General features: G+C 72.4%; 14 protein-coding genes. 9 read left to right on the top strand and 5 right to left on the bottom strand.

Features of this window, described 5'->3' with window-relative positions:
* Both ACFVQZ_RS05965 and ACFVQZ_RS05960 read right to left on the bottom strand, forming a co-directional pair.
* Window positions 1-441 (bottom strand): GNAT family N-acetyltransferase (locus tag ACFVQZ_RS05965; protein WP_383619963.1); only part of this gene is annotated, 441 nt, incomplete at its 3' end.
* Window positions 442-455: 14 nt separating this feature from the next.
* Window positions 456-1,328, bottom strand: coding sequence for a DUF6597 domain-containing transcriptional factor (locus ACFVQZ_RS05960; RefSeq protein WP_383619961.1), 873 nt, complete (start codon window positions 1,326-1,328; stop codon window positions 456-458).
* Window positions 1,329-1,492: 164 nt separating this feature from the next.
* Here ACFVQZ_RS05960 and ACFVQZ_RS05955 point away from each other — a divergent pair, with 164 nt between their 5' ends.
* On the top strand, window positions 1,493-2,122 hold the full coding sequence (locus ACFVQZ_RS05955) for a TIGR03086 family metal-binding protein (protein WP_081959105.1): 630 nt from the start codon (window positions 1,493-1,495) through the stop codon (window positions 2,120-2,122).
* 76 nt (window positions 2,123-2,198) lie between these two features.
* On the opposite strand, the gene ACFVQZ_RS05950 is transcribed toward ACFVQZ_RS05955, so the two are convergent.
* Entirely contained in the window at window positions 2,199-2,441 is a 243-nt protein-coding gene (locus tag ACFVQZ_RS05950; protein WP_030495169.1) for a hypothetical protein, read from the bottom strand.
* Window positions 2,442-2,708: 267 nt separating this feature from the next.
* Here ACFVQZ_RS05950 and ACFVQZ_RS05945 point away from each other — a divergent pair, with 267 nt between their 5' ends.
* The gene (locus ACFVQZ_RS05945; protein WP_030495170.1) at window positions 2,709-3,563 is read left to right on the top strand and encodes an ABC transporter substrate-binding protein; all 855 of its coding nucleotides are present in this window, start codon (window positions 2,709-2,711) and stop codon (window positions 3,561-3,563) included.
* 152 nt (window positions 3,564-3,715) lie between these two features.
* On the opposite strand, the gene ACFVQZ_RS05940 is transcribed toward ACFVQZ_RS05945, so the two are convergent.
* Together ACFVQZ_RS05940 and ACFVQZ_RS05935 are read right to left on the bottom strand one after the other, a co-directional pair.
* Window positions 3,716-4,138 carry a MerR family transcriptional regulator gene (locus tag ACFVQZ_RS05940; RefSeq protein WP_383620006.1) on the bottom strand — a complete coding sequence of 141 codons (423 nt, stop codon included), beginning with the start codon at window positions 4,136-4,138 and terminating at the stop codon, window positions 3,716-3,718.
* A gap of 164 nt (window positions 4,139-4,302) precedes the next feature.
* Window positions 4,303-4,902 (bottom strand): hypothetical protein, encoded by a 600-nt coding sequence (locus ACFVQZ_RS05935; protein WP_383619959.1) that lies wholly within the window; start codon window positions 4,900-4,902, stop codon window positions 4,303-4,305.
* Between the two features lie 267 nt (window positions 4,903-5,169).
* On the opposite strand from ACFVQZ_RS05935, the gene hemL reads away from it, so the two are divergent.
* The 7 genes from hemL to ccsB all read left to right on the top strand — a co-directional run bounded on the left by hemL (window position 5,170) and on the right by ccsB (window position 13,013).
* Window positions 5,170-6,477: a glutamate-1-semialdehyde 2,1-aminomutase gene (hemL, locus tag ACFVQZ_RS05930; protein WP_081959108.1), complete on the top strand. Its 1,308-nt coding sequence runs from the start codon at window positions 5,170-5,172 to the stop codon at window positions 6,475-6,477.
* Window positions 6,474-7,169 carry a histidine phosphatase family protein gene (locus ACFVQZ_RS05925; protein WP_383619957.1) on the top strand — a complete coding sequence of 232 codons (696 nt, stop codon included), beginning with the start codon at window positions 6,474-6,476 and terminating at the stop codon, window positions 7,167-7,169. The genes hemL and ACFVQZ_RS05925 overlap by 4 nt, the downstream gene beginning before the upstream one ends.
* Before the next feature lie 213 nt (window positions 7,170-7,382).
* Complete coding sequence (locus ACFVQZ_RS05920) at window positions 7,383-8,639, top strand: hypothetical protein (RefSeq protein WP_383619955.1); 1,257 nt, start codon at window positions 7,383-7,385, stop codon at window positions 8,637-8,639.
* Between the two features lie 157 nt (window positions 8,640-8,796).
* Window positions 8,797-9,411 (top strand): TlpA family protein disulfide reductase, encoded by a 615-nt coding sequence (locus ACFVQZ_RS05915; protein ID WP_383619953.1) that lies wholly within the window; start codon window positions 8,797-8,799, stop codon window positions 9,409-9,411.
* A gap of 6 nt (window positions 9,412-9,417) precedes the next feature.
* A complete protein-coding gene (locus ACFVQZ_RS05910; protein ID WP_030495177.1) occupies window positions 9,418-10,155 on the top strand; it encodes a cytochrome c biogenesis protein CcdA in 738 nt (245 codons plus the stop codon).
* A gap of 3 nt (window positions 10,156-10,158) precedes the next feature.
* Complete coding sequence (locus ACFVQZ_RS05905) at window positions 10,159-11,937, top strand: cytochrome c biogenesis protein ResB (RefSeq protein ID WP_383619950.1); 1,779 nt, start codon at window positions 10,159-10,161, stop codon at window positions 11,935-11,937.
* Window positions 11,934-13,013, top strand: a complete 1,080-nt coding sequence (ccsB, locus tag ACFVQZ_RS05900) for a c-type cytochrome biogenesis protein CcsB (RefSeq protein WP_030495179.1) — start codon at window positions 11,934-11,936, stop codon at window positions 13,011-13,013. The genes ACFVQZ_RS05905 and ccsB overlap by 4 nt, the downstream gene beginning before the upstream one ends.
* The last annotated feature ends 35 nt before the right edge of the window (window positions 13,014-13,048 follow it).

Below are 13,048 nucleotides of genomic sequence, written 5' to 3'. Positions count from 1 at the left end.
CTTCGCCTGCGTCCACCGGCCGTCCGCCCACGGTTTCGCCCGCGCCTTCTGGGTGTTCGGGGGGGGGGTGCTCACCGACCCCCGCCCCGACCCCGCCACCGCGCGCGTGGCCAGCGTCGCGACGCCGCGCCCCTGGAAGCCCGGCAGGACCGCCCAGCCCGTCTCGTACACCGGCTCGCCGTGCGCCGTGCTCGTCCAGTAGCCGATGCTGCCCGCGACGCGCTCCTCCGGCAGCAGCACGATCCGGAACATGCGGCCCCGGCCGGTGGCGTCGGCGCTCAGGTCCACGTACCGCCGGTGCCGGCGGTCCAGCTGCTCCTCGGTCTCCGGGCCGCCGAGGTGCTCCATCAGCTCCGGCGCGTTCAGCGCGCGCAGCAGCCCGGCGTCCTCCTCGGACCAGGGTTCGAGGCGTACGGCGGTGGTCTCGCGCTGCTCGTCCATGCGGGCACCGTACGTCACGGCACCGACAGTCCCCGGGCGTACGCGGTGGGGGACAGGCCCAGGGTGCCGGTGAAGTCCCGGACGAGGTGGGCCTGGTCGCTGTAGCCGAGTTCGGCGGCGAGCCCCGCCCAGTCCGGTGCGGCGCCCTCCTCGGCCCGCTCCAGGGCCTCGTGCAGGCGGTAGCGGAGGATCACCCACTTCGGGCCGACGCCGACGTGGGAGGCGAAGAGGCGCTGGAGGGAGCGGGGAGAGAGGCCGGAGAGCCGGGCGAGCCGGGCCACCCGCAGGACCGTCCGGTCGGCGCGGACCAGCTCCACCAGCGCCATCGCCTGGTCAACTACCGGGTCCGGATCGGGGCCGTGGGCGAGGAGGAACGCGTCGAGCGCCGCCACGCGCGCGTGGTCGTCCTCCGGGGACAGGACGGCGGTCACCGCGGCCTCGCCGGCGGCTCCCGCCGTGTCCGGGAACGCCTCGGGCAGCGGGACCCGGCGGCCCGTCCACACCGAGACCGGCCACGCCGGTGCGAAAGGCCGGAAGCCGCCGGGCCGGAACTGCACCCCGCAGACCCGGCCCTCCCCTTCGAGCCGTTGCGTGAAGAGCCCGAGCCCGATCCCCGCGACCTCCGCCGCCGAGCGGGCGGGCGGGGACCCGGCGCCGGTCGGGCCGTGCACCTGGACGCCATACCGCTGGAAGACGACGTTCACCGACGGGTGCGGGACGACGTGGGTGGTGTACGGCTCCGGCAGCGCCCAGTCGATCAGCCAGTAGTGCTCCAGGTACGGGCGCAGTTCCGGCGCGGGGAGGTGGCGGCGGAAGCGGACCCGGGAGAGGAGTTCGGCCGGGGCGACGATGCCCCGGGTGTCCCGGCGTGGGGCGGGGTCGGGCATGGTCCCGATCCTAGGCACCAAAATCCGCCTGGGCAGTCGGACCCGTCCGGGCAGCCGGACGACCTTTGGCCTGAGCGTCACGTAGGGGTCGGGATCAGGGGCGGGTCGGGGTCGTGGCGCGTTTTTTCAAGACCGGTCCGGGGATTTTTCCTAGCGTCGGGACCATGACGTACCACGACACGAACCTTGCCTTCGAGAACAGTGACGTGCCCGCGAAGGGCGACGCACCGATCGGCGTTCTGCTCCGCGCTGCGGCGGAGCGGGCCGTCCCGCTGGTCGCGGGCACGGACGACGCCGCGCTCGGCGCGTCCACGCCCTGCGCGGAGTACGACGTGCGCGATCTGCTGAACCACCTGTTCGCGGTGGTCGTGCAGTTCCAGGCGCTGGCGGACAAGCGGGACGCCGACTTCTCCACGACCCCGGACCGGCTGGCGGAGCCGGGCTGGCGGGAGCGGTTCGCGGTGGAGACCGGGAAGCTGGTCGAGGCGTGGTCGGCGCCGGGGGCCGAGGAGGGGACCTCGGGGGCGATGGGGTTGCCGGCCCGGACGGTCGGCTCGATGGCGCTGCTCGATCTCACCGTGCACGCGTGGGATCTGGCGCGGGCGACCGGGCGGGAGTTCGAGCCCGACCCGGAGGTGGTGGCGGGGCTGGTGGAGGAGGTGGAGGGGATGGCGCCGATGGCGCGGAAGGCGAACGTGTTCGGGGACGCGGTCGAGCCGCCGGCCGGGGCGAGCGTCTTCGAGCGGCTGCTCGCGACGACGGGCCGCGACCCGCGGGTCCGGCCGGCGGGCTGAGGCCCGCCCCTCGGGCCCACGGGGCCGGCCGGCGGGCTGAGGCTCGGTTTCGCTCCCGCTGACTCCTGTCCGGCCGTCAGCGCAGGCGGCCGGTGGAGGTCAGGGAGAGACGGGAGACGACCTGGCCGAAGGCGAGCTCCTCCGCCGGGGTCAGCGGCACCGACTCCTGCGGGTGCCAGACACGCTCCATGGGCGTCAGGGAGCGGATCCGGCGGGCGCGGGCGCGCAGGCCCGCCGCCAGCCACACGCCCGTCGCGACGGCGAGCACCGCGAAGAGGGTGAGGACACGGGGGTCGGAGAACTGGCCGGGAACGGACATGGCGTCACTCCAGGGCGACAGGGCCGGCGCGCGGCGCACGCACCGGCAGGCGGCGTGCGGGCACGGGGGCACGGACGATTCCTACTGCTTCCTCCCGACCCATTCAGTTAACACCACCCTGGGGGACTTTCGGCAGGGGGGTCCGGGGCCGAAGTCCCGGGCGGCGGGGTGCGGGCGGTGAGGGCGGCAGGCCCTCTTGTGCCGGACGGGGAACCGTCCGAAGGTGGCGGCGGAGGCGGAAACTTGGGCCGGGGAGGGAGCAGCCACATGTCCGGATCGGGTGCGCGCGGATGGGGATTCACGGACGACAGGGGGGTGGAGCTGGGGGCGCCGGAGCGGCCGGCGCGGGTGGTCGCCTACATACGGGCGGGGGCCGCCCTGCTGGACCTGGGGGTGACGCCGGTCGCGGTGTACGGCTCGGCGCACGACGGACCGGAGCCGGATCCGGCGAAGGACGGCGGGCTGACGGCGGCCGGGGTGCCGTATCTGGGGCCGGGGCGGGCGCTGGACGAGGAGCGGCTGCGGGCGCTGGACCCGGAGCTGGTGGTGGACGTCACGTACGACGGGAAGAGCCCGTACGCCGTGGACGAGGAGACGGCCGGGCGGCTGGGGGTGCCGCTGGCGGCGCTGGCGGTCGGTAACGAGCTGAGCCTGCCGGCGATCATCGGCCGCTTCGGGGAGCTGGGGGCGGCGCTCGGCGCCCCGGACCCGGGGCCGGACGGCGGGGGGCTCGCGGCGGCGGAGGCGGCGGTGCGGGCGGCGGCCGTGACGGCGGGGGCGGGGTTCGGGGTGCTCGCGCTCTCCGGGGCCGGCGACGACCAGGTGCACCTGGCGCGGCCGGGGGCCTGGCCGGAGCTGGCGCGGCTGGCCGGTCTGGGGGTCCGGCTCCTCGACCCGGGACCGGGGCCGGGCGCGAGCTGGCTGACGACCGGGTGGGAGCGGGCCCTGGAGCTCGCGCCCGCGCTCGTGCTCTACGACAGCAGGGCCCACGCGACCCGGCCCGCGGGGCCGGAGCGGCTGCCGGCGGGCGCCCGACTGGTGCCGTGGAACCCGGAACTCCCGCCGAGCCCGTCCGCGTACGCCCGCTTCTTCCGCGAGCTCGCCGCCGCCCTCGCCCCCTGAGGAAATGGCCCTGTCTCCGGCCGGCCCCTGTCTCCGGCGCCGGACGGTCACCGCCCTCGCTCCCGCCGGCACCTGCCCGCCGCCCGGCTCCTCGGCGGACGGCCGCCGGCTGCGCCCTCCGGCGCCCTGGGTCCTCGCCCGCCCGGGCGGTGTCAGGTGAGGTGGGAGCGGAGGGAGGCGGCGAACTCCTCGGCCCGGGCGAGTTGGGCGCGGAGGTCGGCCACGCGGGCGGTGGCGGCCTCCTCGTAGCGGCGGACGCGGGCGACGAGCGCGGCGCGGTCGGCCGGGTCGAGTTCGCCGTCGGTGCCGGGGAGGTCGGCGGCGAGGCGGTCCATCGAGGTGAGGAGCTCGCGGGTCTCGTCGAGGCCGAAGCCGAGCGGGCGCATGCGGCGGATCACCATCAGGCGGGCCACGTCGGCGTCCGTGTACAGCGGGAAGCCGCCCGGCGAGGAGGCCGAGGGGACGACGAGCCCGGAGTCCTCGTACTGGCGGATGGTGCGCAGGGGGAGGTCGGTGCGGGCGGCGACCTCGGAGATCTGCATGGGTTCGCCGGCGGCGGCGCGGGCCGCGGGCATCCGGGCTGCTGCCGTCCGCGTTCCAGTGGTGCCAGTCGCTCCGGTCACGTCAGGTCCTCCTCGTTCGGCGTCGGCGCCTCTGTAGAACCAACCTCCGTGCATTACATCCGATTCGTCCGAATTTCATGCGCTATGACGGTCGGAAACGCGGAGAGAGCCAGCCGTCAGGGCCAGACCAGGCAGTACGGCTGGTGGCCGGCCTCGTGGAGGCGGACGGAGAAGTCCTGCCACTCGTGGAGGAGCTGGTAGACGTCGAACGCGTCGCGCGGGCCGCCGCGGTCGGGGACGGTCGACCAGATGAACGCGGCGGCGCCCACCGACTCCTCGCCGATCGCCCGCAGCGGGTCCACCACGGTCGTGGGGAGCTTCACCACGGCGTAGTCGGGGTGCAGGACGACCAGTTCCAGCGGGGGGACCTTGTGCAGCGGCAGGCCCTGGATGCCGGTGAGGACCATCGCCGCTATGGTCTCCGGCTTGATCTTGGAGAACATGCCGCCCATGCCCAGCTCGTCGCCGCCGAGCTCCTCCGGGCGCATCGAGATCGGGACGCGGGCCGCCGTGGCGCCGTCGGGCGCGCCGAAGTACTTGTAGGTCACCGCCAAGCCGCGACCCCCGAGCGGGGGATCCGCCGACGGCTGCTCGGGGGATTGCCGATGGTCCGGCGCGGACGGGTCCTCGGCCCGTCGCCGCCGGTGCCTCCCCCGCCGGACAGGCTCCGGACCCAGGTCGTCCGTCCCCTCGCCCGGTCCGCCACCGCGATGCATATCTCCACCCGACTGCTTTTTCTCGGCAACACGACCCCGCCGCGCAACCCGATCATCGTGTCAGTGACCTCCCCCGCCGTCCTGCGGTGAAACACCTGTCCGCAAGAATCGCCGCGGCCTCTGACACCATGGATCGCGTGAGCCAACCCCATGAGGTCCCTGCCGCCACAGTTTCGCAGACGCGGAGGCAGGCCGCCCCGGCGTGATGCACAGGGTGCCCACACCGTCCCTCCGTACCAGACGTCGTACTCGCAGGTCAGGATCACTGTGTCGTATTCATACGAAGCCCCAGTCTCACAGACGCTTTTCGACCGCGCGTCCCTTGTGACGCCCGGCGGCGTGAACTCACCGGTGCGGGCCTTCCGGGCTGTGGGCGGTACGCCCCGGTTCATGGTGTCCGGTACCGGTCCGTACCTCACCGATGCGGACGGTCGCGAGTACGTCGACCTCGTCTGCTCCTGGGGACCGATGATTCTCGGCCACGCTCACCCCGAGGTGACCGCCGCCGTGCAGGCCGCGGTGGCCCGCGGCACCTCCTTCGGCACGCCCGGCGAGGGCGAGGTGGCGCTCGCCGAGGAGATCGTGGCCCGGGTCGAGCCGGTCGAGCAGGTGCGCCTGGTCTCCTCCGGCACCGAGGCGACGATGTCGGCGATCCGGCTCGCCCGCGGCTTCACCGGGCGCGCAAAGGTCGTCAAGTTCGCCGGCTGCTACCACGGGCACGTGGACGCGCTGCTCGCCGCCGCCGGCTCCGGCGTCGCCACGTTCGGCCTGCCCGACACGCCCGGGGTGACCGGCGCGCAGGCCGGCGACACGATCGTGCTGCCGTACAACGACCTGGAGGCGGTGCGGGCCGCGTTCGCCGCGCACCCGGGCGAGATCGCCTGTGTGATCACCGAGGCGTCGCCGGGCAACATGGGCGTCGTCCCGCCGCTGCCGGGCTTCAACCAGGGGCTCGCGGACGTGTGCCGGGAGAACGGCGCGCTGTACATCTCCGACGAGGTCATGACCGGCTTCCGTACCAGCCGGGCCGGCTGGTACGGCGTGGACGGCGTGAAGCCCGACCTGATGACCTTCGGCAAGGTCATGGGCGGCGGCTTCCCGGCCGCGGCCTTCGGTGGCCGGGCCGACGTCATGGGCCACCTGGCCCCGGCCGGCCCGGTCTACCAGGCGGGCACCCTGTCCGGGAACCCGATCGCCACCGCCGCCGGCCTCGCGCAGCTGCGGCTGCTGGACGACGCCGCGTACGAGAAGGTGAACGCGGTCTCGAAGGAGATCCAGGGCCTGGTCACCGGCGCGCTGGCCAAGGAGGGCGTGGCGCACCGGCTGCAGACCGCCTCCAACATGTTCTCGGTCTTCTTCACCGCCGACGAGGTGCGGAACTACGACGAGGCGAAGCGGCAGGAAGCGTTCCGCTTCAACGCGTTCTTCCACTCGATGCTCGCGGACGGCGTCTACCTCCCGCCGTCGGCCTTCGAGTCGTGGTTCGTCTCCGCCGCCCACGACGAGCGCGCGGTCGAGCGGATCGCCGCCGCGCTGCCGGCCGCCGCCCGCGCCGCCGCGGAGGCGACGGCATGAGCGACGGCACGAAGAAGCCCGGTGACATCACCGTCGTGCACCTGATGCGCCACGGCGAGGTGCACAACCCGGACGGCGTGCTGTACGGGCGGCGGCCCGGCTACCACCTCTCCGAGCTGGGCCGGCGGATGGCGGACCGGGTGGCGGAGTCGCTGGCCGAGCGGGACATCACGTACGTCGTCGCCTCCCCGCTGGAGCGGGCGCAGGAGACGGCCGCGCCGATCGCCAAGTCGCACGGGCTCGACCTGGCCACCGACCCGCGGCTGATCGAGGCGGCGAACGTCTTCGAGGGCAAGACCTTCGGCGTCGGCGACGGGGCGCTGCGCCGCCCGGCGAACTGGCGGCACCTCACCAACCCGTTCCAGCCCTCGTGGGGCGAGCCGTACATCGAGCAGGTCGTGCGGATGATGGCGGCGCTGGACGCGGCGAAGGACGCGGCGCGCGGCCACGAGGCGGTGCTGGTGAGCCACCAGCTGCCGATCTGGATCGTCCGGTCCTTCGTGGAGCGGCGCCGGCTGTGGCACGACCCGCGGCGCCGGCAGTGCACGCTCGCCTCGCTGACCTCGTTCACGTACAAGGGCGACAAGATCGTCTCGGTGGGGTACAGCGAGCCGGCGATCGACCTGGTGCCGCCGCATCTGCGGGCCGGTGCCAAGCCGGTGAAGGGCCGGCAGAAGGCGTTCGGCGCGTAGGTCCCCGGCCCGTCGTCCCGCCCCCCTGGACAGGAGGCGGCTTGACGGGACATCGTCAGGGCGACCGGAGTGGCAGGTTCCTGGAACGGTTCCTTTCCGGTCGCCCTGAGATTTTTGTGCGAATGACCGGAACCTCCGTGTTCCTCCCTGCATCTCACTCATTGTCGGTTTGGATGATGTTTCGGGTCATACAGCAGCGCGAATGGGGATGACATGCGCGGGATCAGTCGAAGGGGTCTTCTCGGGGCGGGCGTCGGAGCGGCGGCCGCTCTCGGGATCGCCGGGTGCAGCGACAAGGGCGAGGGCGGCACGGGCAGTTCCGGGCCGGACAAGGGAGGCGCCCCGTCGGCCGGCGGCGACCCCGCCACGCCCGCCCCGACCAAGGACGACGTCCGGCTGATCGGCGACGGTTCCACGGCGGACACCGGCAAGCAGCCGCACCAGCCCGACACCCCCGTCCCGCTCGAACCGGGCCAGACCCCGCCGCAGTTCGTGGTCTTCTCCTGGGACGGCGCCGGCGAGGTCGGCAACGGCCTCTTCCCCCGCTTCCTCGAACTGGCCCGCAACCACGACGCGGCCATGACCTTCTTCCTCTCCGGCATCTACCTGCTGCCCGAGTCGAAGAAGAACCTCTACCGCCCGCCGAACAACCGCGTCGGCGCCTCCGACATCGGCTACCTCACCGACGCGCACATCAAGGACACCCTGAAGTACGTCCGCCAGGCGTGGCTCGACGGGCACGAGATCGGCACCCACTTCAACGGGCACTTCTGCGGCGGCTCCGGCTCCGTCGGCAACTGGACCCCCGCCCAGTGGCAGAGCGAGATCGACCAGGCGGTGAAGTTCGTCACCGAGTGGAAGACCAACAGCGGCTGGACCGACCTCGACCCGCTGCCGTTCGACTACAGCAAGGAGCTCGTCGGCGGCCGCACCCCCTGCCTCCTCGGCCAGGACAACCTGTTGCCGACCGCCAAGCGGCTCGGCTGGCGCTACGACGCCAGCTCGCCCGGAGGCCGCCAGACCTGGCCCGTCAAGCGCAAGGGGATCTGGGACTTCCCGCTCCAGGCCGTGCCCTTCCCCGGGCACTCCTTCGAGGTCCTGTCCATGGACTACAACATGCTCGCGAACCAGTCGAAGAACTCGACCCAGGGCATGCCCTCCCGCTATCCCGGCTGGCGCAAGCAGGCCACCGACGCGCTGATCGCCGGCTTCACGCGCGCGTACGAGTCGAACCGCGCCCCCTTCTTCGTCGGCAACCACTTCGAGCAGTGGAACGGCGGCATCTACATGGACGCCGTCGAGGACGCGCTCAAGGCGATGGCCGGGAAGAAGGACGTCCGGCTGGTCTCGTTCCGCCAGTTCACCGACTGGATGGACGTCCAGGACCCCCGTATCCTCGACCGCCTCCGCGGCCTCGACGTCGGCCAGAAGCCGGCCGGCGGCTGGAACGCGTACCTCAAGACCGCCTGAACCGGCGAAGGCCGCGGCCGGCCGGCCGGAACCGGCCGAGGCCGCGCCCGGGGGAACCCGAACCGGCGAAAGCCGCTTAGCCGATCTTGACAAGGGGCGTTCCGGGCACGTAGGGGGGTGCCCAAGATCCCCCAAACGCCCATGCGAAACTTTTCACATGAGCCTTAGCCGTGGCCTCCACCGTGCCCCCCGACGCGCCCTCGCCGCCGTCGGCGTGCTGTCCGCCGCCCTCGCGCTCTCCGCCTGCGGCGGCGACGGCAACGGCACCTCCAGCAGCGCCAACGCCAACTACGTCTCCAGCAAGGGCGGCATCTCCACCGTCCCCAAGGGGCAGCGCGCCGACATCAACACGATCGCCGGCGAGACGCTGGAGGGCGAGAAGCTCGACGTCGCCGACCTCAAGGGCAAGGTCGTCGTCCTCAACGCCTGGGGCTCCTGGTGCGGCCCCTGCCGCGCCGAGGCCCCCCACTTCGCGAAGGCCGCCAACGACCTGAAGGGCGAGGACGTCGCCTTCGTCGGCCTCAACACCCGCGACGCCAACAAGCAGCAGGCGCTCGCCTTCGAGGCCGACTACAAGGTCCCGTACCCGAGCCTCTACGACCCCAAGGGCAAGCTCATCCTCTTCGGCTTCCCCAAGGGCACCCTGAGCCTCCAGGGCATCCCCTCCACCGTCGTCCTCGACAAGGAGGGCAAGATCGCCGCCCGCGCGCTCATGGCCGTCGACGAGACCAAGCTGCGGTCCATGATCGACCCGCTCCTCAAGGAGAAGTGACAGCCGGTGAACGAGACCGTCACCAGCGGAGCCCTCCTCCTCGCCGTCCCCGTCGCCCTCCTGGCCGGCCTGGTCTCCTTCTTCTCCCCCTGCGTGCTCCCGCTCGTCCCCGGCTACCTGTCGTACGTCACCGGCGTCTCCGGCACCGACCTCGCCGACAGCCGCCGCGGCCGGATGACCGCCGGCGCCGCCCTCTTCGTCGCCGGCTTCACCGCCGTCTTCGTCTCCGGCGGCGCCCTCTTCGGGTACTTCGGCGCCACGCTCCAGGAGTACAGCTCCACCCTGAGCACGATCCTCGGCGTCTTCATGATCGTCATGGGGCTCTTCTTCGCCGGCCTGATGCCCTGGTTCACCCAGCGCGAGTTCCGCTTCCACAAGAAGCCGGTCGCCGGCCTGCTCGGCGCGCCCGTCCTCGGCGCGCTGTTCGGCATCGGCTGGACCCCGTGCATCGGCCCGACGCTCGCCTCGGTCAACGCGCTCGCGATCGACCAGGCCAGCGCCGGACGCGGGGCCCTCCTGGCCCTCGCGTACTGCCTCGGCCTCGGCGTCCCCTTCGTCCTCGCCGCCATCGCCTTCCGCAAGGCCCTCGGAGCGTTCGGCTGGGTCAAGAAGCACTATGTGTGGGTGATGCGGATCGGCGGCGGCATGATGATCGTCACCGGCGTCCTCCTCCTCACAGGCGTCTGGGACAGCATGGTCTCCACGATGCAGGGCTGGTCCAGCGGCTTCACGGTGGGAATCTGATCCATGAGTAGTACGACCGACACGACCGACGCGCACCGCGCCGCCGACGACGAGGCCGCCGGCGCGGACCTCTCCACCGCGCCCCGGGAGGAGGCCGCCGGCGGCCCCACCCTCGGGATCGTCGGCTGGATCCGCTGGTTCTGGCGCCAGCTCACCTCCATGCGGGTGGCGCTGATCCTGCTCTTCCTGCTCTCCCTCGGCGCCGTCCCCGGCTCCCTCATCCCGCAGACCAGCGCGGACGAGCTGAAGGTCGCCGACTTCAAGAAGGCGCACGAGACCCTCGCCCCGGTCTACGAGAAGCTCCAGCTCTTCGACGTCTACAGCTCGGTGTGGTTCTCCGCGATCTACATCCTGCTGTTCGTCTCGCTGATCGGCTGCATCGTCCCGCGCACCTGGCAGTTCGTCGGCCAGCTCCGCGGCCTGCCGCCCGGTGCGCCCAAGCGGCTCACCCGCCTCCCCGCGTACACGACCTGGCGCACCGAGGCCGGTCCGGAGGAGGTCCGCGCGGCGGCCCTCGGCGTCCTCAAGGGCCGGCGCTTCCGCGCCCGGGCGTCCGGCGACGCCGTCGCCGCCGAGAAGGGCTACCTCCGCGAGGCCGGCAACCTCCTCTTCCACCTCGCGCTCATCGTGATGCTGGTCGCCTTCGCCTGGGGCCAGCTCTTCAAGTCCGAGGGCGGCAAGCTGATCGTCGAGGGCGACGGCTTCTCCAACACGCTCACCCAGTACGACGACTTCAAGTCCGGCTCCCAGTTCGGCGTCGACGAGCTCGAACCGTTCAGCTTCACCCTGGACAGGTTCACGGGCACGTACGAGACGAGCGGCCCGCAGGTGGGCACTCCCCGCACCTTCGAGGCGGGCGTCACCTACACCGAGGCCGACGGCAAGGACAAGAAGGCGGTCATCCGGGTCAACGAGCCGCTGGAGATCGGCGACTCCAAGGTCTACCTGATCGCCCACGGCTACGCGCCCGTCGTCACCGTCAAGGACGGCCGGGGCAAGGTCGTCTTCCAGGGCGCCGTCCCGCTGCTGCCGATCGACAACAACATCACCTCCACCGGCGCGATCAAGGTGATGGACGGCTACCGCGACAAGAACGGCGACAAGCGGCAGCTGGGCTTCAAGGCGTTCTTCGTGCCCACCTTCGCGGGCGCCGGCAAGGGCAGCATGTTCTCCCAGTTCCCGGCCCTCGTCGACCCCGTCATGGCCCTCACCGCCTACCACGGCAGCCTCGGCGTCGACTCCGGCCTGCCGCAGAACGTGTACCAGCTCGACACCTCCAAGATGGAGCAGTTCAAGGTCGACGGAGGCACCGGGGTCGCCAAGCGGCTGGCGCCCGGCGAGACGATGACCCTGCCCGACGGCGCCGGCTCGATCACCTTCGAGAAGGAGATCAAGGAGTGGGCGTCCTTCCAGGTCTCGCAGCAGCCGGGCAACGGCCTCGCCCTCGCCGGCGCGATCGCCGCGATCGCCGGTCTCACCGGCTCGCTCTTCATCCAGCGCCGCCGGGTCTGGGTCCGCGCCGTCCGCGGTGAGGACGGCACGACCGTCGTCGAGATGGCGGGCCTCGGCCGCAGCGAGTCCGCCAAGCTGCCCGAGGAGCTCGCCGAGCTCGCGGTCGCGCTCACCGCCCAGGCGCCCCCGGCGCCCGAACCCGCCGACCCCGAACCCGCCGACCCGGGAACCGACCCGGAACCCGCCGGCGCGGGAACCGCCGCACCGGAACCTGCCGCACCGGAACCTGCCGAAGCCGAGGCAGACGCATCAGAAGGGGCCGAGAAGTGATCCTCGCCGCCGAGACCAACGAGAGCCTGGCGACGCTCAGCAACGAGTTCGTCTACGCCTCGATGGCCGTCTACACCCTGGCCTTCCTGGCCCACATCGCCGAGTGGGTCTTCGGCAGCCGCAGCAAGGTCGGCCGCACCGCCGCCGCGCTGACCCGGCCCGCCGCCGACGCGGCGAAGGTGACCGTCCAGGTCAAGCAGGCCGGCGGCACCGCCGTCCTGGACCGGCCCAAGGTCGTCACCCGCGCCGCCGCCGGCGCCCGCGACGTCCCCGACGGCCCCGGCGCCGCCGGCGGCACCGTCAAGGGCGACCTCTACGGCCGGATCGCCGTCTCGCTGACCGTCGTCGCCTTCGCCCTGGAGGCGGCCGGCGTGGTCATGCGGGCGATCTCCGTGCAGCGCGCCCCCTGGGGCAACATGTACGAGTTCTCCACCACCTTCTCCACGGTGGCGGTCGGCGTGTACCTGGCGTTCCTGCTGGCCAAGAAGAACGTCCGCTGGATCGGCCTCCCCCTGGTCACCACGGTCCTGCTCGACCTCGGCGTCGCCACCACCCTGCTGTACACCGAGAGCGACCAGCTGGTCCCCGCCCTCGACTCGTACTGGCTGTGGATCCACGTCTCCACCGCGATCTTCTGCGGCGCCGTGCTCTACCTCGGCGCCGTCGCCACCCTGCTGTACCTGTTCCGCGACGCGTACGAGAACAAGCTCGCGAACGGCGGCACGCCGGGTGCCTTCGCCCGCTCCGTCCTGGAGCGGCTGCCGGCCGCCGCGACCCTCGACAAGTTCGCGTACCGGGTCAACGCGGCGATCTTCCCGCTGTGGACCTTCACGATCATCGCGGGCGCCATCTGGGCCGGCGACGCGTGGGGCCGCTACTGGGGCTGGGACGCCAAGGAGGTCTGGTCCTTCATCACGTGGGTCGGGTACGCCGCGTACCTGCACGCCCGCGCGACCGCCGGCTGGAAGGGCCGCAAGGCCGCGTACATCGCGCTCATCGCCTTCGGCTGCTTCCTCTTCAACTACTACGGCGTGAACATCTTCGTCACCAGCAAGCACTCCTACGCCGGCGTCTGAGCTGGCACGGCCCCCCTCGGGGGGCCACGCTGGAG

The sequence above is a fragment of the Streptomyces sp. NPDC057854 genome, from assembly GCF_042797055.1.
Lineage (GTDB): Bacteria > Actinomycetota > Actinomycetes > Streptomycetales > Streptomycetaceae > Streptomyces.
This window is presented reverse-complemented; position numbering and strand designations above follow the sequence as displayed.

Bases quoted from the DNA above. Each gene is read 5' to 3' on its own strand.
- ACFVQZ_RS05915 (WP_383619953.1), top strand. From the start codon at position 8,797: ATGAGCCTTAGCCGTGGCCTCCACCGTGCCCCCCGACGCGCCCTCGCC.
- ACFVQZ_RS05935 (WP_383619959.1), bottom strand. From the start codon at position 4,902: ATGCATCGCGGTGGCGGACCGGGCGAGGGGACGGACGACCTGGGTCCG.
- ACFVQZ_RS05945 (WP_030495170.1), top strand. From the start codon at position 2,709: ATGTCCGGATCGGGTGCGCGCGGATGGGGATTCACGGACGACAGGGGG.
- ACFVQZ_RS05940 (WP_383620006.1), bottom strand. From the start codon at position 4,138: ATGCCCGCGGCCCGCGCCGCCGCCGGCGAACCCATGCAGATCTCCGAG.
- ACFVQZ_RS05950 (WP_030495169.1), bottom strand. From the start codon at position 2,441: ATGTCCGTTCCCGGCCAGTTCTCCGACCCCCGTGTCCTCACCCTCTTC.
- ACFVQZ_RS05960 (WP_383619961.1), bottom strand. From the start codon at position 1,328: ATGCCCGACCCCGCCCCACGCCGGGACACCCGGGGCATCGTCGCCCCG.
- ACFVQZ_RS05925 (WP_383619957.1), top strand. From the start codon at position 6,474: ATGAGCGACGGCACGAAGAAGCCCGGTGACATCACCGTCGTGCACCTG.
- ACFVQZ_RS05955 (WP_081959105.1), top strand. From the start codon at position 1,493: ATGACGTACCACGACACGAACCTTGCCTTCGAGAACAGTGACGTGCCC.
- ACFVQZ_RS05920 (WP_383619955.1), top strand. From the start codon at position 7,383: ATGCGCGGGATCAGTCGAAGGGGTCTTCTCGGGGCGGGCGTCGGAGCG.
- ACFVQZ_RS05905 (WP_383619950.1), top strand. From the start codon at position 10,159: ATGAGTAGTACGACCGACACGACCGACGCGCACCGCGCCGCCGACGAC.